A 16,643-nucleotide genomic window follows, 5' to 3' on the forward strand; every position below is an offset into this window, starting at 1 on the left:
GGACACTATCCCCCAAGTCTTTCCGCTCCAAGCGGAATTTAGCCGTCATAACCCTTGACGATGACCAGATCGCCGGTCGAGACGGGCAGCCGGATCGACTTGGCGTGCTGGTAGCCGGCGCTGTCGTAGCATTCCAGCGCCTTCTCGTAGCTGTCGAACTCGATCACCACGGTGCGCTTGCGCGACGTCCCTTCGCGCACTTCGTGTTCGCCGCCGCGTACGAGGAAACGCGCGCCGTATTCGGCGAAGGGCGCGGCATTCGCGGCAATGTATTTCTTGTAGGTCTCCATGTTGTCCACGTCGACGTGAGCGACCCAGTATCCCTTGGCCATGACGGTCTCCTCTCTTCCGGTCGCCGGCACGGTGACGCCGTGCGGCGCAATTGGCAAGCCCGTCCGCGACTTAGGCGAGAACCCGCAGAAGCAGGCCGCCGGCAACCGCCGTGACGAAGAGCCCGGCGGTGATCTCGATCAGCGGCACGGCGCGGGCGGCGAGCGGGGAGCCGGCGAGGCCGCCGAGCAGGCCACCGCGCATCCCCGCCGCGGCGAGGCCGACGGCGACTGTAACGGTGGCGGTGCCGAGGCCCATGACCAGCGCCCCGGCGATGCCGGCCAGGCCGATGCCCATCTGCCAGGTGATGAGCAGCACGAAGAGCGCGCCCGAACAGGGGCGGATGGCGATGCCGCCGATCAGCGCCAGCGCCTCGCGCAGGGTTCCCGCACGGGCGACCTCGTCCAGCGTCGGGCCGTGGCGATGGTCGCAGGCATGGTCGTGGTCATGCGCGTGATCGTGGTGGTGATGGTTGTGCCCGCCGCGCGCGTGACGCAGGCCGCGCCAGGCCAGCCAGAGACCGATCAGGCCGATGGCGGCATAGGAGACCGGCGCCATCACGCCCTCGGTAAAGCCGATCATGTGCTCGCGCCCCAGCGAGAGCACCCAGACCCCGGCATAGACCAGCAGGATCGCGGTCAGCGCCTGCCCGAGGCTGGCGGCCAGCCCGATCCCGGCGAGGCGCATCCAGGGCACCTGGCGCCCCAGCCCGTAGCCGCCCAGCAGCACCTTGCCGTGGCCGGGGCCGACGGCGTGGAAGAAGCCATAGGCGAAACAGGCGCTCAGCAGCACCGCCAGCGCCCCGGCCTCACCGCCGCGCAGGGCGCGCAGGGCGCGGGCGATGTGGTTCTGGAAATCGCGCTGCTCGAAGGCGGCCCAGGAGGCCAGCGCGTCAAACCCGCCGCTGAACCAGAACCAGCCGAGCAGGGCCAGCGCGATCAGCGCGGCCAGTGTCAGGATCCGGGGCATGAGATCCGGACGTCGGTGGCAAATTCCTCGCCCACCTCGGGGAAGCCGTTCTCTTCGAGGTCGGCGTCCTTGTCGAGGCGCAGGAGTTGCTGGCGCATGTCCTCCATCGCCGCGTCGATATCGGGTTCGATCGCCTCGATCATGCAGGCGTCGCCGCCCTTGAGCGTGACCGGCAGGGCCACGGTATAGGCGGTGTAGAAGGTCGGGTCATAGGGTTTGAGCGAGAGCAGCTTGCCGGCCAGCACCGGCGCATTCTCGACCGCGCGCAGGTGGGTGGTGACGACCCGCCCGTTCTCGATCACCGCCGTCGGCTCGAGCGGGCCGGAGAGCACCAGCGGCTGGCCGTCGAGCCGGGCGTCGAGATCGCCGGTATAGCCCTCGATCCACTGCATGTCGAAGCCGGTCAGGCGCTGTTGTTCGTCCTCGGTCAGCTTGCCGTCGAAATCCTGGTCGATCTTGAGGTCTTCCGAGATCAGCAGGGTGTAGAATTCGTCATAAGCCCAGGTGGTGCGCACATGGGTCAGCGCGCCGGTCTCGTCGAGGATCACCTCGAAGCCGGTGTCGATGAAGACATGCGGATGGGCCGCCGCGGGCAGCGGGGCGAGAACGGCGAGAAGGGCGAGAGCGTGGCGCATGGGCGATGTCTAATCCACCGCGCGCGGGGCGCAAAGCCCCCGCGCGCATCACGCTGCCGCGATCGGCGGGAAGGTGTCAGACCAGCCGGCTGGCTTCCTTCGCCGCGCGGATGAAATCGGCGAAGAGCGGGTGCGGTGCGAAGGGTTTCGACTTCAGCTCGGGGTGGAACTGCACGCCGATGAACCAGGGGTGGTTCGGGATCTCGACGATCTCGGGCAGGCGGCCGTCGGGGGACATGCCCGAGAAGCTGAGACCGCAGGTCTCCAGCTTGTCGCGATACTGGATGTCGACCTCGTAACGGTGGCGGTGGCGTTCGTCGATGGCGGTGGAGCCATAGATCTCGGCCACCTTCGAGCCTTCCCTGAGCACCGCGTCATAGGCGCCCAGGCGCATGGTGCCGCCCTTGGCGTCGCCGACCTTGCGCTCGACCTTCTGGTTGCCCTGCACCCATTCCTTGAGGTGGTAGACCACCGGGGTGAAGCGCTTCTTGCCGGCCTCGTGGTCGAATTCCTCGGAGCCGGCATCCTTGAGGCCGGCGAGGTTGCGGGCGGCCTCGATCACCGCCATCTGCATTCCGAGGCAGATGCCGAGATAGGGCACGCCCTTCTCGCGGGCGAATTGCGCGGCCTTGATCTTGCCTTCGGTGCCGCGTTCGCCAAAGCCGCCGGGCACCAGGATCGCGTGGAAACGCTGGAGGTGCGGGGCCGGGTCCTCGCGTTCGAAGATCTCGGCGTCGATCCATTCGGCCTTGACGCGGGTGCGGTTGGCCATGCCGCCGTGGGTCAGCGCCTCGGCGATGGATTTGTAGGCGTCTTCGAGCTGGGTGTATTTCCCGACGATGGCGATGCGGACCTCGCCCTCGGCGTTGGTCATGCGGTCCATGACGTCGGTCCAGCGGTCCAGGTTCGGACGCGGCGCCGGCGAGATGCCGAAAGCGTCGAGTACGGCCTGGTCGAGGCCCTCGCGGTGATAGGCCAGCGGCGCCTCGTAGATGGTCTTGAGGTCATAGGCGGCGATCACCGCCGATTTGCGGACGTTGCAGAAGAGCGCGATCTTCTCGCGTTCCTTGTCCGGGATCGGCTGTTCGGAGCGCAGCAGCAGGATGTCGGGGGCCAGGCCGATGCTTTGCAGTTCCTTGACCGAGTGCTGGGTCGGCTTGGTCTTCAGCTCGCCCGAGGCGGCGAGGTAGGGCAGCAGCGTCAGGTGCATCAGCAGGCATTCGCCGCGCGGACGCTCGTGGATGAACTGGCGGATCGCCTCGAAGAAGGGCAGGCCCTCGATATCGCCGACGGTGCCGCCGATCTCGCAGAGCATGAAGTCGACCTCGTCCTCGCCGATGCGGATGAAGTCCTTGATCTCGTTGGTGACGTGCGGGATCACCTGGATGGTCTTGCCGAGGTAGTCGCCGCGGCGCTCCTTTTCGAGCACGTTGGAATAAATCCGGCCCGAGGAAATGGAATCGGTCATCCGCGCCGCGACGCCGGTGAAGCGTTCGTAATGGCCGAGGTCGAGGTCGGTCTCGGCGCCGTCATCGGTGACGAAGACCTCGCCGTGCTCGAAGGGGCTCATCGTGCCGGGGTCGACGTTCAGGTAGGGGTCGAGCTTGCGCAGCCGCACCGAATAGCCGCGCGCCTGGAGCAATGCGCCGAGCGCGGCCGATGCCAGCCCCTTGCCGAGTGAGGAGACGACGCCGCCGGTAATGAAGATGAAACGCGCCATTGGTGTCGCTGCCCCCGTGATTGGCCGAAAACCTGTATGTCCAAGGCTTTCGAAAAAACCCTGCATCACGGGAGTCCACATATAAGGGATTCGCGCGACAAGGGCAAGACGACCGCAACATGATGTTGCAGCTATTTGTATTCGATCAAGGTATTGTGGCCTTGCGGCCTCAGTCGGCCTTGGGCACCAGCGGCGCGTTATCGGTCGAGGAGGGCGGCAAAAGGTCAGTGCCGGCAGGCACTTGCACCGGATCCGCCGGCGCGTTTGCCGGGGCCGGGCCGAGGCGGTCGAGCACCGAGGTGCCGGCCGATTTCTCTGCCGCGATGATGGTCAGGGCCAGCGAGGTGCAGATGAAGCCGATGGCCAGGAACCAGGTCAGCTTGCCCAGGGCCGTTGCGGCCGCACGTCCGCTCATCACGCCGCCGCCGCCGCCCATGCCGAGGCCACCCCCTTCGGACCGCTGAAGCAGCACGATGGCGATCAGCCCGAAGGCCAGGATCAGGTGGATGATGAGTACGACGTTTTCCATACCGAATTGTCCTCGGGCGGCTGACGGGGGGTATCTATGCAAGTTCGCCGGCCGGGGCAAGGCATCAGTTTGCCACTGGACAAGACAATGAGCGCAGGCGCAGTCTTCCGCCATGCCCCACGATCATCACGACGACCACCCGCATTCGCTTCTGCCCTCCGATCCGGCACTTCGGGTCAAGGCGCTGGAAACCATCCTGACCCGCAAGGGCCTGGTCGATCCGGCCGCGCTGGACGCGATCATCGACACCTACGAGAACCGCATCGGCCCGAAGAACGGCGCCGAGGTGGTGGCCCGTGCCTGGAGCGACGAGGGGTTCCGCGCCGCGCTGCTGTCCGACGCGACGGCAACCGTGCGCGAGCTGGGCTATTACGGGCGGCAGGGCGAGCACATGGTCGCCGTCGAGAACACGCCCGAGACGCATAACATGGTCGTCTGCACGCTGTGCTCCTGCTATCCGTGGCCGCTGCTGGGCATTCCGCCGGCCTGGTACAAATCCGACGGCTACCGCGCGCGCGCCGTGCGCGAGCCGCGCCGGGTGCTGGCCGAATTCGGCGTGCGCCTGCCGGAAGAGATGGCGATCCGGGTCTGGGATTCGACAGCCGAGGTCCGCTACCTGGTGATTCCGATGCGCCCCGAAGGCACCGAAGGCATGGACCGCGAGGCGCTGGCGCAGCTGGTGACGCGCAACAGCATGATTGGTACCGGCCTGGCAAAGGTGCCGGCATGACCCGCGCGCATGACATGGGCGGGCGCTATGGCTATGGCGCGATCCACCCCGATGGCGAGGACGAGCCGGTCTTCCACGAGGACTGGCACGCCCGCGCCGCCGCGCTGACGCTGGCCGCCGGGGCGCTGGGGCAGTGGAACATCGACATGTCGCGCCACACGCGCGAATGCCTGTCGGTGCGCGACTATTCGAGCTTCAGCTACTACGAGAAATGGATCGCCGCGCTGGCCGACCTGCTGGTCGAGACCTCGGTGCTGACGACCGACGAGCTGAAGGGCGAGGCCGCCGAGGGGCGCCATGCATTGTCCTACAGCGCGCTGCGCGCCGAGGCGGTGCCCGAGGTGCTGGCCAAGGGCAGCCCCTATACAAGGCCGGGACGGGTTGCGCCGCATTTCACCGAAGGGCAGGCGGTGCGGCTGCGCCGTCACCCCGAGAACACCCATGTCGAGGGCGGCCACACGCGGCTGCCGGCCTATGCGGCCGGGGCGCGGGGGCGTATCCTGCGGTTGCACGGCATCCACGTGCTGCCCGACACCAGCGCCCACGGGCTGGGTGACCAGGCCGAACCGCTCTACGCGGTGGCGATCCCGGCGGTCGAACTCTGGCAGATGCCCGAGCATCCGAACGACGAGGTGGTGCTGGACCTCTGGCAGAGCTACCTGGAGCCGGCATGACGCGCCCTGAACCGGTATTCGCCGAGCCCTGGCACGCCCAGCTGTTCGCGCTGACGGTGCATCTGAACGAATCCGGGCAGCTCGACTGGCCCGACTGGGCCGCGCGCTTTGGCGCGACGCTGGCCCGGCACGGGCTGGCGCGCGATCTCGACGGCGGCGACGATTACTTCAACGCCTGGCTGGAGACGCTGGAGACCTTCCTCGCCGAAAACGGCGCGGCCGATCCCGCCGAGGCCGCCCGGGTGAAGCACGCCTGGGAGCACGCCTATCTCGAAACGCCGCACGGGCAGCCGGTGCATCTGCGCGACTAAAGGCGGGTGCCCAGCGTCTCCATCGGCGCCCAAGGGGCAAGCGGCGCCGACCACCCGGTGAAGGCGAACCAGTTGCCACCACCCGCCGGCTGGTCGTGCCGGCGCGAGATCGGCAGCTCCGCCAGCGCGCTGTAGAGCAGGGTGCCGACGGCTCCATGCCCGACGATCAGCCCGTCGCCTTCGGGGAAGTCCGACAGGCAGGCACGCACCTCGCCGCAGATCCGGCGCTGGGCCGCGGCGGCGGTTTCCCAGCCGCGGACGCTGGTCTCGGGATTTGCGAAGAAGGTGTCGGCAACCGTCTCGAACTCGGCCGGCGGCAGGAAGCCGGTGGCGCTGCGGTCGTTCTCGTGCATGGCCGCGCGGATGATCGGCGTCAGCCCGAGTGCGCGGGCCAGCGGGTCGGCGGTCTCGATGGCCTTGGTCTCGGCGCTGCTGACGATCCAGGCGGTGCCCACCAGCCGGCCCGAGGCCGCCAGCGCCGCGACCCGCGCCTGCCCTGTGGGGTTCAGCGACCAGCGCTCGACCGGCTTCGCCGCATCGACGATCACCTGCGGATGCGACAGGTAGACCACGCGGCGGGCCATGGCGCGGCTCAGTCCTCGCGGTCGAGGAAGGGTTCGACGATCTCGCGGGTCTCGGCCGAGGGCACCACGGGCACGATCTCGAAGGTCACGCCGTGGTCGCGCCAGCTCAGCACCCAGTGCTGAAGCAGCCGCAGGTCGTCGCATTCCATCAGCTGGAAGCAGCGCGCGAAGTTGGGTTCGATCCAGCTGCCGTGATAGGCCAGCCCCTCGGGCAGGGCCCGCCCGGCGGACCGCAGCCGCCGGTAGACCGGGATCATGTCGTTCTTGTCGAAATGTTCGATGACCATGAACATCATGGCCGATCCTCCGTTCAGAACCGGAAATAGCCGCCGTCGATCTGCAGCAGCTGCCCGGTGTGATAGGCCGAGGCATCGCTCATCAGGTAGACCGCGATGCCGCCGAAATCGGTCGGCTCGCCCCAGCGGCGCACGGGGATGCGCGCGCCGGCGGCCTGGGCGAACTTCGCGTTGTCGCGGGCGGTTTCGGTCATGTCGGTGGCGATCCAGCCGGGCAGGATGGCATTGGCGGTGATGCCGTAGCGCGCGAATTCCACCGCCAGCGCATAGGTCATCGCGTTCAGCGCGCCCTTGGAGGCGGCGTAATGTTCGTTGCGCGCCGCGCCCGAGACCGAGGCCAGGGACGAGACGCAGGCCAGCCGGCCGCCGGGGTCGCCGGCCTCGGCGCGGGCGACCATGTGGCGCAGCACCGCCTGGTAGGTGTGATAGACCCCGTCGAGGTTGACCGAGAGCACGCGGCGCCATTCCTCGGGGGTGATGTCGAGGAAGGAGCGTTCGCCCCGGCCCGAGACGCCGGCATTGGCGAAGCAGCCGTCCACGCGGCCGAAACGGTCGAGCGTCGCGGCCATGCTCGCCTCGACCGCCGCGCGGTCGGAGACGTCGCAGACAAAGGCCTCGGCCTCGCCGCCATGGGCGCGGAGCCTGTCAAGCGCGCGGGCGTTCTTCTCGGCATTGGTGCCCCAGATCGCCACTGAAGCGCCGGCCGCCGCCATGGCTTCGGCCATGCCGAGGCCGATGCCGCCGTTGCCGCCGGTCACCAGCGCCACCTTGCCGCTCAGGTCGAACGGGTTTGCCATAGGTCTTCCTCCCTCACTCCGCGGCCTGGGCGCGGTTCATCTCTGCCATCGCCGTCGCCGCTATGGCGACCGAGGCCTTGCGGGCGGCGTGGTCGTGGATCTGGCTGTTGAAGATGATCTCCTCGGGCGCGAAGCGGGCGCAGAGCTGCTCCAGCCCGGCGCGCACGCTCTCCTTCGGGCCCGTGACCGAGACGGACAGCGCCTGGTTCACCATCCGCAGCATGGCCGGGTCGACATGGGCCGCGATGTCATCGACCGGGCGCGGCAGCGGCCCCGGCTGACCGGTGCGCAGCCGCACGAAGCCCAGCTGCATCGAGGACTTGAGCCGTGCCGCCTCGGCCTCGGTCTCGGCGCCGAAGACGTTGACGGCAAGGATGAAATAGGGCGCATCCAGCACCGCCGAGGGGCGGAAGTGGTCGCGGTAGATATCCACCGCCTGCGCCAGCGCCTGCGGCGCGAAATGCGAGGCGAAGGCATAGGGCAGCCCCAGCTGCGCGGCGAGTTCGGCGCCATAGAGCGACGAGCCGAGGATGTAGAGCGGCACCTTGGTGCCGGTGCCCGGCACCGCGCGGATCCGTTGTTCCGGGGTGGGGTCGCCAAGATAGCCCATCAGCTCGACCACGTCGCGCGGGAAGTTGTCCTCCTGCGTCATGTTGCGCCGCAGCGCCCAGGCGGTGGCCCCATCGGTGCCCGGCGCGCGGCCCAGCCCCAGGTCGATGCGGCCGGGGTACAGCGTGGCGAGCGTGCCGAACTGCTCGGCGATGACCAGCGGCGCGTGGTTGGGCAGCATGATCCCGCCCGAACCGACGCGGATCGTCTTGGTCGCCCCGGCGACATGGCCGATCACCACCGAGGTGGCCGAGCTGGCGATGCCGGGCATGTTGTGATGCTCGGCCAGCCAGTAGCGGGTGAAGCCCAGGCTCTCGGCATGGCGGGCAAGGTCGACCGTATTGGCAAGCGACTGGGCCGCGCTGCCGCCCTCGCAGATCGGCGAGAGGTCGAGAAGGGAATGGCGGATCATGGCAACTCTCCCGTGATGCGGCGCCAGCCTAGCAGGCTGGCCGGCAGGGGAAAGGGGGCTCGGCGCCCGCCCGTGCGGCGCAAATTTCTCCGACGAGAAATTTGCCAAGAATTTCCCGGAAATTCTTGGTGCCCCGGCGGCGGCGGTGCGCCCGGCTTTTGCTCTGGCAATTGCCGGGGCGATTTGTCACCAATGCGGCGCAGTTGAAGGAGGGCCACCGGATGGACCGCGCCGAAATCGTCGATGCCAACTTCCGCAGCCGGGTTGCCGCCAACGACCTGCCGGCGGGCGCCTCGCCGCGCGCGGGCTTGGCGGCCGAGGAGGCGGTGGCGCTCTACCGCGCGCAGGTGACCAGCCGCGCGCTCGACATCACCAGCCGGGCGATGCAGAAGGCTGGCAAGGGGTTCTATACCATCGGCTCCTCGGGGCACGAGGGCATGGCCGCCGTCGCCCATGCGCTGCGCCCCACCGACATGGCCTTCCTGCATTACCGCGACGCCGCCTTCCAGATCGCCCGTGCCGACCAGGTGCCGGGCCAGCAGATCGTCTGGGACATGCTGCTCTCCTTCGCCTGCTCGGCCGAGGACCCGATCTCGGGCGGGCGGCACAAGGTGCTGGGCTCGGCCGCGCTGAACATCCCGCCGCAGACCTCGACCATCGCCTCGCACCTGCCCAAGGCGGTGGGGGCGGCCTATTCCATCGGCGCGGCCCGCCGGCTCGCGCCCGAGCATCAGCGGCTCGATCCCGAGAGCATCGTGATGTGCTCCTTCGGCGATGCCTCGGCCAACCATTCCACCGCCCAGGGCGCGATCAACACCGCCGGCTGGACCTCGGTGCAGTCGATCCCGCTGCCGCTGCTCTTCGTCTGCGAGGACAACGGCATCGGCATCTCGACCAAGACCCCGCGCGGCTGGATCGAATCCTCGATGCGGGCGCGGCCCGGCATCCGCTATTTCAAGGCCGACGGTCTGGACATCTACGACACCTTCGCCGTCGCCCAGGAGGCCGCCGATTATGTCCGCCGCCGCCGCAAGCCGGCCTTCCTGCACCTGCGCACGGTGCGCCTCTACGGCCATGCCGGGGCCGATGTGCCGACCACCTATCTCAGCCGCGCCGAGGTCGAAGGCGACGAGGCCAACGACCCGCTGCTGCAATCGGTACGCCTGCTGCGCGACGCCGGGGCGCTGCAGCCGGCCGAGGCGCTGGCGATCTACGACGAGACCTGCGCCCGCGTCACCCGCGTCTCGGGCGAGGCCGTGAAACGTCCGCACCTGAAAACCGCCGCCGAGGTGATGGCGAGCCTGGTTCCGCCCAAACGCCCCTGCGCGCCGACCAACTTCCCCGGCCAGGAGGCGCGGGCCAGGGTCTTCGGCTCGGATCTCGCCGCGATGAAGGATCCGCAGCCGATGTCGCGCATCCTGAACTGGGCACTGACCGACCTGATGCTCGAACGCCCCGAGGTGGTGCTGATGGGCGAGGACGTCGGCCGCAAGGGCGGAGTCTATGGCGTGACCCAGAAGCTGACCGCGCGCTTCGGCCCCGACCGGATGATCGACACGCTGCTCGACGAGCAGTCGATCCTGGGCCTGGCCATCGGCATGGGCCACAACGGCTTTGTCCCGCTGCCCGAGATCCAGTTCCTGGCGTATCTGCACAACGCCGAGGACCAGTTGCGCGGCGAGGCGGCGACGCTGCCGTTCTTTTCCCAGGGCCAGTTCACCAACCCGATGGTCGTTCGCATCGCGGGGCTCGGCTATCAGAAGGGCTTTGGCGGCCATTTCCACAACGACAACTCGCTGGCCGTGCTGCGCGATATTCCGGGGCTGATCCTGGCCTGCCCGTCGAACGGGGCGGACGCCGCCATGATGCTGCGCGAATGCGTGCGCCTCGCGCATGAGGAACAGCGGCTGGTGGTCTTCCTCGAACCCATCGCGCTCTACCCGATGCGCGACCTGCTGGCCGACAAGGACGGCGGCTGGATGACGACCTATCCCGAGCCCGACCGCCGGATTCCCTTCGGCGAGGTCGGCGTGCATGGCGCCGGGCGCGAGCTGGCCATTGTCACCTATGCCAACGGCTACTACCTCTCGCGCCAGGCCGAGGGCGAGATCGGCGCCGATACCCGGATTATCGACCTGCGCTGGCTGGCGCCGCTGCCCGAAGAGGCGCTGCTGGCGGCGCTCGACGGGGTCAAGCGGGTGCTGGTGGTCGACGAATGCCGCCGCTCGGGCAACGTCTCCGAGGCGCTGATGACGCTGCTGGCCGAACGCACCGGCCTGCCCATCGCCCGCGTCACCGCCGAGGACAGCTTCATCGCCACCGGCCCGGCCTATGCCGCGCCGCTGCCCTCGCGCGCGGGGATCGTGGCCGCCGCGAAACGCCTGCTGGAGGTCAAGTGATGCGCACCGCCGTCGTGATCTGCCCCGGCCGGGGCACCTATGGCGCCGCCGAGCTTGGCTACCTGGCGCGCCACCATGCCGGCGCGGGCGAGATCGCCGCCTTCGACGCGATCCGCGCGGCCGCCGGGCAGGAAACCGTCTCGGCGCTGGACGGGGCCGAGCGGTTCTCGACCGCGAAACACACCCGCGGCGACGCCGCCTCGCCGCTGATCTACGCCTGTTCGCTGCTCGACGCGCTGTCGCTCACCGGGGTCGAGGTGGTCGCCGTCACCGGCAATTCGATGGGCTGGTACACCGCGCTCGCTGCCGCAGGGGCCGTGACGCCGACCGCCGGTTTCGAGATCGCCAACACCATGGGCACGCTGATGCAGGCGCATATGATCGGCGGCCAGCTGGTCTATCCCTTCCTCGGCGACGACTGGCGCCCCGACCCGGCGCGCAAGGCCGCGCTGCTGGAGATCGTGGCCGGCATCGGCGCGCGGGCGGGACACGTTCTGGGGCTGTCGATCGACCTCGGCGGGATGCTGGTGCTGGCCGGCAACGCCGAGGGTCTCGCCGCCTTCGAGGCGGCCGTGCCCAGGGTCGACCGTTTCCCGATGCGGCTGGCCAACCACGCCGGCTTCCACACCGAGCTGCAGGCGCCGGTGGCAGCCGAGGGGCAATCGCGGCTCGGCGTGGAGCTGTTCGGCGGCCCGCGCAGGCCGCTGATCGACGGGCGCGGCCATATCTGGTGGCCCCATGCCACCGATCCGGCGCAGCTGCGCGCCTATACGCTGGGGCACCAGGTGACCGAACCCTATGACTTCACCCGCGCCATCGCCACCGCCGCCCGTGAATTCGCCCCCGATCTCTTCATCGTGACGGGGCCGGGCACAACCATGGGCGGCGCGGTGGCGCAATCGCTGGTGCTGGCCGGCTGGCAGGGGCTGGCCTGCCGCGAGGACGTGCGCGCCGCCAGCGCCGCCGCGCCCTTCATCGTCTCGATGGGCGATCCGGGGCAGCGGGCGTTGCTGGGCTGACCCGTCAGCGGTCGGTTTTCCCGCGCAATTTTCGATAAATCCCAGGGGTTTGCGCCGCCAGCGGCCGGGCTTGGCCGTGACGCGGCGCCCCCCCCCCCCGGCAAACCGGGTTCGGCTTCACCGAACCTTAAGTCTTTCCGGTCAGGTTGCACCCAATGGGTGACTGCCAAGCTGACGGAATCAGACATGCCTCTCAAACTTTCTGCCCTCGCCGCCTCACTCGCCGTGGCCGCCTTCGCCGCACATGCAGGCGAACCGCACGACCCGATGACAAGCTTCGTCGATGCGACGGTCAGGGGCTGGCTCGCCACGCCCTCGGTGCAGGCGGCGATTGCCGCCAGCAACGCGGCACATGCCGGGCTGAGCGAGGCGCAGCTGATAAAACGGGATGCCGCATGGCGGGCAGAAATCGGCCAGACGAAAACCCCGACGATCGACGCCATCCTGCAGTCCCCGGTGTCCGGGGCGCTGCGCGCCCATGTCGCCGACAGCGGCGGGCGGATCACCGAGATCATCCTGATGGACAACCGCGGCATGAATGTCGCGGTCAGCGATGTCACCTCCGATTTCTGGCAGGGCGACGAGGCCAAGTTCCAGCAGACGTTTCCCCGGGGTCCCGCGGCCCTGCATGTCAGCGAGGTCGAACTGGATGAATCCAGCCAGATCTACCAGGCGCAGGTGTCCTTCACCGTGACCGATGCGCAGGGCGCGCCGGTCGGCGCGGTGACCATCGGCCTGAATGCCGAAGCCTTCTGACGCCATCCGGCCGCGACCGCCCCGCCGAACCGAGGACAGAGCTCCATGACCCCTTTCAACATGCGACCGAAACTGAATTCCATCTTCCTCAAGATCGCGGCGATCCTGGTCGTCACGGTCGGGCTGGTGATCGGCACGGTGAAATACGTCGAATCGATCTATTCCGAACGGCTGGCGCAGCAGATCGTCGCCGAACAGGCCCTGTCCAATACGGTCCTGGTTGGCGACATCATCGGCGGCGCGGTGAAATTCGGCAAACGGGAACAGATCGGCGAGATCCTGCAGGGCACGGCGGCGGACTCCGGCGGGCAGCTGATCGGCGCGGTGGTGCTGGGCGCGGATGGCACCGAACTCTCTGCCTTCGGCAGCGATGTTGCCGGGCTGAGCCATCTGCGCGATCTCGCCAAAGGCCTTCTCGCCGGGGATGAGGTCGCAGCCTCCGGCGATGGCCTGACCCTGGCCGTACCGCTCCGCTTCGGCAGCGGCGATGCCCTCGTGGGCGTTCTCGCGACGGGGTGGACCCCGGAGCGGATGCTCGCGCGCGCAGAGGAGTCGTCCCGGCAGGCGTTGCTATGGGCCGGCCTGGTCTTCCTCGGCGCGGTGGCGCTCTCGCTGGTGGTCTGCGGCGGTTTCATCGTCCGGCCGCTGCGCCAGTTTCGCGATGCCATCCAGGCGCTGGGCGACAGCCGGTACGACATCCGGATTCCCGGCCTGCGCCGCAGCGATGAAATTGGTGAAATCGGCCAGTCGCTGTCGATGCTTCGCGACCAACTGGAAGTCGGCCAGGCGATCCAGCGTGAAGCCAGTTTCAAGGGCTCGGCCTTCATGGGTTGTTCGGCGGCCCTGATGGTGGTCGATGAGACCGGCACGATCCGCTACCTGAACACAAGAATGGCGGCGCTGTTCAGCCAACATGAGGAAGCCTTTTCCAAGGTATTGCCGGGGTTCGATGCGACCGGACTGGTCGGCCAACCCGTCGACGCCTGCAACATCGCCGGCGTGCAGCTGGGCGACCTGCTCCGTTCGGGCCAGGGCGCCCTGGGCCAGCGTGTGCTGCGTCTTGGCGAGGTGCATTTCTCGCTTTCGATCAGCGAGGTGAGCGGCGAGGACGGCGCGGCGCTCGGTCATGTGCTGGAATGGGCGGATGTGACCAGCGACCTTCTCGGCAAGGCGACGCTGGGGTCGATAGAGGCCAACCAGCTCAAGGCGGAATTTGCCCCCTCGGGCGAGCTGATCCAGGCCAATCCGGCCTTCGCGGCTGCGCTGCGCGCATCGGTCGACGCCGTCAGGGGCCAGACCTTCGCCAGTATCGTCAGATCAGTGGGCCAGGGGCAGACGGCGGCGCAACTGCTCGAACTGGCCGGTCGTGGCCAGGGCTATGCCGGGCAGATCGCCTTGGCCGCCACGGACGGAACGACCACGTTGCTCGACGGCAGCCTCACCACGATCCGCGACAGCGAAGAAAAGCCGATGCGCATCCTGCTGCTCGGGCGTGACGTGACGGTATCCGAGGCCGAACTGGCCGCTGCCCGCAGCGCGCGGGAAGAGGCTGAGCGGAGCCAGGGGCAGGTGGTCCAGGCGCTCCAGGTCGGGCTCGCCAGGCTGAGCCAGGGCGATCTGACCACCGCCATCGAGGAGCCCTTCAGCGGGACCTACGAACAGCTGCGCAGCGATTTCAACGGGGCGCTCCGCACGCTGGCCAGCGCGATGAGCGGCATCGCCCGCAGCGCGGAGAGCATCCACAACGAGGCGCGCGACATTTCCAGCACCGCGGATGGCCTGTCGCGGCGGACCGAGACGAACTCGGCCACGCTCGAGGAAACCGCCGCCGCGCTGGACACGCTGACAACCTCGGTGCGCGCCGCCGCATCAGGCGCGGACCGGGCGGATTCGGCGGTCTCGGCGGCCAAGACAAATGCCGAAAACAGCGGCCAGGTCGTGCTGGAAACGGTTTCGGCGATGGATCAGATCGCCGATTCCTCGGAGAAGATCACCTCGATCATCAAGGTGATCGACGACATCGCCTTCCAGACCAATCTCCTGGCGCTGAATGCCGGAGTGGAAGCGGCGCGCGCCGGCGACGCCGGGCGCGGTTTCGCGGTCGTCGCCTCGGAGGTGCGGGCGCTGGCCCAGCGTTCGTCCAATGCCGCGCGCGAGATCAACGACCTGATCGCCAAGAGCGCGACCCAGGTCAAGACGGGGGTGCAACTGGTCGGCCGCACTGGCCAGGCGCTGCGCCAGATCGTCGAATCCGTCTCCGAGATCTCGATCCTGGTTTCCGAGATCGCGGGTTCGGCCCGGCAGCAATCGGCCAGTCTTGCCGAGATCAACACGGCCGTCGGCCAGCTCGACCATTCGACGCAGCAGAACGCGGCCCGGCTCGAGGAAACCACCGCCGCGAGCGAAGGTCTCCGCCAGAACGCGCTGAGCCTCGTCGATGCGGTCGCGCAGTTCCGCATCTCCGAACAGACCACCGAGGCGGGCGGCGTGGTGCAGACCCGTCAGCCGGAGAAGGCGGCAGCGGCCCGACGGCCACCCGAACGCGCGTTGGCAAGAACTGGCGGAGCGGCCCCGGCGATCGAAAAGGCCGCGGCGCAGTGGGAAGACTTCTGAGGATCCGGCCCTCTCCGGGCAAACCGGAATGGCGGCCGGCGGGCGCGAAAGGCGGTGCGTTGTGAACGGAACGGTTTCGGCCCCCGCCGGCGTGGGCCTGAGGACAACCCATGTCATCCAGGGCGAGTTTCGCGTCTCGGACGATCCTGCCGTCGTGCTGACCACGATCCTCGGTTCCTGCGTGGCGACCTGTCTCTGCGATCCGGTCGCGCGGGTCGGCGGCATGAACCATTTCCTGCTGCCCGACGGCGAGATCAAGCAGGACATCGGGTTCCGCTATGGCCTGCTGGCGATGGAGTTGCTGGTCAACGGTCTCCTGAAGCGGGGCGCCCAGAAACCACGCCTCGAAGCCAAGCTCTTCGGGGGGGCGATGATGAACGGCGGTCTTGGGCGGATCGGCGAGTCGAACGCGATCTTCGCGCGGCGGTTCCTGGCGAACGAAGGCATTCCCTGCCGGGCGGAAAGCCTGGGCGGTACGCTCGCCCGGCGGGTGCGCTTCGTGCCGACGACCGGTCAGGCGCAGCAGATGCTTCTTGAGGACCAGGTCGAGCCGGATCGGCCACAACCTGTCGCTCCTCCTGGCGACGACGATGTGACGTTGTTCTGAGGAAAGATCGCGATGACGCTCCGCATAGACCTTGGCGAAAAGCTCGACACCGCGGCCGTGCCGGCCTTGCAGGCGCAGTTGCGCCAGGCGACGGGCCAGCCGGTGCAGCTCGAGGGCGGCAATCTGCGGCTCCTGGGCGGCTTGGCCGCGCAAATGCTCCTCGCCGCCGCGTGCCGTTGGGAGCGGGACGGGCATCGCTTCGAAATCCACCCGTCAGAAGCTCTGTGCGACGACCTCCGTCGCTTTGGGCTGGACGCCGTTCTCCTTACGCAGGAACCACCGAAATGAGCATCAGGGTACTCGCAATCGACGATTCCCGCACCATCCGCGAGATGCTGCGCCATACGCTGACCGAGGGCGGCTTCGAGGTGCATGTCGCGGAGGATGGCATCGACGGGATCGAGAAACTCCCCGGTATCGCCCCCGACGTGGTGATCACCGACATCAACATGCCGCGGATGGACGGCTTCGGCGTGATCGATACCATTCGCGCCGCGGCGGAATATGCCGGGCTGCCGATCCTGGTGCTGACCACCGAGAGCGCGCAGGACCTCAAGGACAGGGCCCGTCGCAGCGGGGCCACGGGGTGGATCGTCAAACCTTTCGATGATGCCAAGCTGATCGGCACCATCCGGCGGATCACGGTAGCATGA

19 protein-coding genes are annotated in these 16,643 nt (G+C 68.4%); 10 read left to right on the plus strand and 9 right to left on the minus strand.

Annotation, left to right across the window (positions count from 1 at the left end; genetic code table 11):
- Positions 1-38: 38 nt before the first annotated feature.
- The 5 genes from IE266_RS10170 to secG all read right to left on the minus strand — a co-directional run bounded on the left by IE266_RS10170 (position 39) and on the right by secG (position 4,183).
- Positions 39-332: a DUF1330 domain-containing protein gene (locus IE266_RS10170; protein ID WP_189679973.1), complete on the minus strand. Its 294-nt coding sequence runs from the start codon at positions 330-332 to the stop codon at positions 39-41.
- Positions 333-402: 70 nt separating this feature from the next.
- Positions 403-1,299, minus strand: a complete 897-nt coding sequence (locus IE266_RS10175) for a nickel/cobalt transporter (RefSeq protein ID WP_189679974.1) — start codon at positions 1,297-1,299, stop codon at positions 403-405.
- Positions 1,284-1,934, minus strand: coding sequence for a DUF1007 family protein (locus IE266_RS10180; RefSeq protein ID WP_189679975.1), 651 nt, complete (start codon positions 1,932-1,934; stop codon positions 1,284-1,286). The genes IE266_RS10175 and IE266_RS10180 overlap by 16 nt, the downstream gene beginning before the upstream one ends.
- A gap of 76 nt (positions 1,935-2,010) precedes the next feature.
- Positions 2,011-3,654, minus strand: coding sequence for a CTP synthase (gene pyrG / locus IE266_RS10185; protein ID WP_189679976.1), 1,644 nt, complete (start codon positions 3,652-3,654; stop codon positions 2,011-2,013).
- A gap of 169 nt (positions 3,655-3,823) precedes the next feature.
- Complete coding sequence (secG, locus tag IE266_RS10190) at positions 3,824-4,183, minus strand: preprotein translocase subunit SecG (RefSeq protein ID WP_189679977.1); 360 nt, start codon at positions 4,181-4,183, stop codon at positions 3,824-3,826.
- 112 nt (positions 4,184-4,295) lie between these two features.
- Between secG and nthA the strand changes: the two genes are divergently transcribed.
- Genes nthA through IE266_RS10205 form a run of 3 tightly spaced genes read left to right on the plus strand, consistent with a single transcriptional unit; the run spans position 4,296 to position 5,898 of the window.
- A complete protein-coding gene (gene nthA / locus IE266_RS10195; RefSeq protein ID WP_189679978.1) occupies positions 4,296-4,913 on the plus strand; it encodes a nitrile hydratase subunit alpha in 618 nt (205 codons plus the stop codon).
- Positions 4,910-5,587: a nitrile hydratase subunit beta gene (nthB, locus tag IE266_RS10200; protein ID WP_189679979.1), complete on the plus strand. Its 678-nt coding sequence runs from the start codon at positions 4,910-4,912 to the stop codon at positions 5,585-5,587. Before nthA ends, nthB begins: the two co-directional genes overlap by 4 nt.
- Entirely contained in the window at positions 5,584-5,898 is a 315-nt protein-coding gene (locus IE266_RS10205) for a nitrile hydratase accessory protein (RefSeq protein WP_189679980.1), read from the plus strand. The genes nthB and IE266_RS10205 overlap by 4 nt, the downstream gene beginning before the upstream one ends.
- On the opposite strand, the gene IE266_RS10210 is transcribed toward IE266_RS10205, so the two are convergent.
- The 4 genes from IE266_RS10210 to IE266_RS10225 are packed head-to-tail and all read right to left on the minus strand — an operon-like array spanning position 5,895 to position 8,596.
- Complete coding sequence (locus IE266_RS10210; protein WP_189679981.1) at positions 5,895-6,482, minus strand: histidine phosphatase family protein; 588 nt, start codon at positions 6,480-6,482, stop codon at positions 5,895-5,897. The two genes, IE266_RS10205 and IE266_RS10210, sit on opposite strands and share 4 nt — an antisense overlap.
- 8 nt (positions 6,483-6,490) lie before the next feature.
- Entirely contained in the window at positions 6,491-6,778 is a 288-nt protein-coding gene (locus tag IE266_RS10215; RefSeq protein ID WP_189679982.1) for a DUF3303 domain-containing protein, read from the minus strand.
- 14 nt (positions 6,779-6,792) lie between these two features.
- Complete coding sequence (locus IE266_RS10220; protein ID WP_189679983.1) at positions 6,793-7,575, minus strand: SDR family NAD(P)-dependent oxidoreductase; 783 nt, start codon at positions 7,573-7,575, stop codon at positions 6,793-6,795.
- A 13-nt stretch (positions 7,576-7,588) separates the two neighbouring features.
- Positions 7,589-8,596 (minus strand): LLM class flavin-dependent oxidoreductase, encoded by a 1,008-nt coding sequence (locus tag IE266_RS10225; protein WP_189679984.1) that lies wholly within the window; start codon positions 8,594-8,596, stop codon positions 7,589-7,591.
- 221 nt (positions 8,597-8,817) lie between these two features.
- Between IE266_RS10225 and IE266_RS10230 the strand changes: the two genes are divergently transcribed.
- The 7 genes from IE266_RS10230 to IE266_RS10260 all read left to right on the plus strand — a co-directional run bounded on the left by IE266_RS10230 (position 8,818) and on the right by IE266_RS10260 (position 16,643).
- Positions 8,818-10,995: a dehydrogenase E1 component subunit alpha/beta gene (locus tag IE266_RS10230; RefSeq protein ID WP_189679985.1), complete on the plus strand. Its 2,178-nt coding sequence runs from the start codon at positions 8,818-8,820 to the stop codon at positions 10,993-10,995.
- A complete protein-coding gene (locus IE266_RS10235) occupies positions 10,995-12,014 on the plus strand; it encodes an ACP S-malonyltransferase (protein WP_189679986.1) in 1,020 nt (339 codons plus the stop codon). Before IE266_RS10230 ends, IE266_RS10235 begins: the two co-directional genes overlap by 1 nt.
- A gap of 186 nt (positions 12,015-12,200) precedes the next feature.
- The gene (locus tag IE266_RS10240) at positions 12,201-12,770 is read left to right on the plus strand and encodes a hypothetical protein (protein ID WP_189679987.1); all 570 of its coding nucleotides are present in this window, start codon (positions 12,201-12,203) and stop codon (positions 12,768-12,770) included.
- 45 nt (positions 12,771-12,815) lie between these two features.
- Positions 12,816-15,383, plus strand: a complete 2,568-nt coding sequence (locus IE266_RS10245) for a methyl-accepting chemotaxis protein (protein WP_189679988.1) — start codon at positions 12,816-12,818, stop codon at positions 15,381-15,383.
- 61 nt (positions 15,384-15,444) lie between these two features.
- Positions 15,445-15,990: a chemotaxis protein CheD gene (locus IE266_RS10250; RefSeq protein ID WP_229864020.1), complete on the plus strand. Its 546-nt coding sequence runs from the start codon at positions 15,445-15,447 to the stop codon at positions 15,988-15,990.
- A gap of 12 nt (positions 15,991-16,002) precedes the next feature.
- The gene (locus IE266_RS10255) at positions 16,003-16,278 is read left to right on the plus strand and encodes an STAS domain-containing protein (protein ID WP_189679990.1); all 276 of its coding nucleotides are present in this window, start codon (positions 16,003-16,005) and stop codon (positions 16,276-16,278) included.
- The gene (locus tag IE266_RS10260) at positions 16,275-16,643 is read left to right on the plus strand and encodes a response regulator (protein ID WP_189679991.1); all 369 of its coding nucleotides are present in this window, start codon (positions 16,275-16,277) and stop codon (positions 16,641-16,643) included. Before IE266_RS10255 ends, IE266_RS10260 begins: the two co-directional genes overlap by 4 nt.

It is taken from the genome of Seohaeicola zhoushanensis, assembly GCF_014656415.1.
GTDB lineage: Bacteria > Pseudomonadota > Alphaproteobacteria > Rhodobacterales > Rhodobacteraceae > Seohaeicola_A > Seohaeicola_A zhoushanensis.

Bases quoted from the DNA above. Each gene is read 5' to 3' on its own strand.
- IE266_RS10170 (WP_189679973.1), bottom strand. From the start codon at position 332: ATGGCCAAGGGATACTGGGTCGCTCACGTCGACGTGGACAACATGGAG.
- IE266_RS10175 (WP_189679974.1), bottom strand. From the start codon at position 1,299: ATGCCCCGGATCCTGACACTGGCCGCGCTGATCGCGCTGGCCCTGCTC.
- IE266_RS10180 (WP_189679975.1), bottom strand. From the start codon at position 1,934: ATGCGCCACGCTCTCGCCCTTCTCGCCGTTCTCGCCCCGCTGCCCGCG.
- pyrG (WP_189679976.1), bottom strand. From the start codon at position 3,654: ATGGCGCGTTTCATCTTCATTACCGGCGGCGTCGTCTCCTCACTCGGC.
- secG (WP_189679977.1), bottom strand. From the start codon at position 4,183: ATGGAAAACGTCGTACTCATCATCCACCTGATCCTGGCCTTCGGGCTG.
- nthA (WP_189679978.1), top strand. From the start codon at position 4,296: ATGCCCCACGATCATCACGACGACCACCCGCATTCGCTTCTGCCCTCC.
- nthB (WP_189679979.1), top strand. From the start codon at position 4,910: ATGACCCGCGCGCATGACATGGGCGGGCGCTATGGCTATGGCGCGATC.
- IE266_RS10205 (WP_189679980.1), top strand. From the start codon at position 5,584: ATGACGCGCCCTGAACCGGTATTCGCCGAGCCCTGGCACGCCCAGCTG.
- IE266_RS10210 (WP_189679981.1), bottom strand. From the start codon at position 6,482: ATGGCCCGCCGCGTGGTCTACCTGTCGCATCCGCAGGTGATCGTCGAT.
- IE266_RS10215 (WP_189679982.1), bottom strand. From the start codon at position 6,778: ATGATGTTCATGGTCATCGAACATTTCGACAAGAACGACATGATCCCG.
- IE266_RS10220 (WP_189679983.1), bottom strand. From the start codon at position 7,575: ATGGCAAACCCGTTCGACCTGAGCGGCAAGGTGGCGCTGGTGACCGGC.
- IE266_RS10225 (WP_189679984.1), bottom strand. From the start codon at position 8,596: ATGATCCGCCATTCCCTTCTCGACCTCTCGCCGATCTGCGAGGGCGGC.
- IE266_RS10230 (WP_189679985.1), top strand. From the start codon at position 8,818: ATGGACCGCGCCGAAATCGTCGATGCCAACTTCCGCAGCCGGGTTGCC.
- IE266_RS10235 (WP_189679986.1), top strand. From the start codon at position 10,995: ATGCGCACCGCCGTCGTGATCTGCCCCGGCCGGGGCACCTATGGCGCC.
- IE266_RS10240 (WP_189679987.1), top strand. From the start codon at position 12,201: ATGCCTCTCAAACTTTCTGCCCTCGCCGCCTCACTCGCCGTGGCCGCC.
- IE266_RS10245 (WP_189679988.1), top strand. From the start codon at position 12,816: ATGACCCCTTTCAACATGCGACCGAAACTGAATTCCATCTTCCTCAAG.
- IE266_RS10255 (WP_189679990.1), top strand. From the start codon at position 16,003: ATGACGCTCCGCATAGACCTTGGCGAAAAGCTCGACACCGCGGCCGTG.
- IE266_RS10260 (WP_189679991.1), top strand. From the start codon at position 16,275: ATGAGCATCAGGGTACTCGCAATCGACGATTCCCGCACCATCCGCGAG.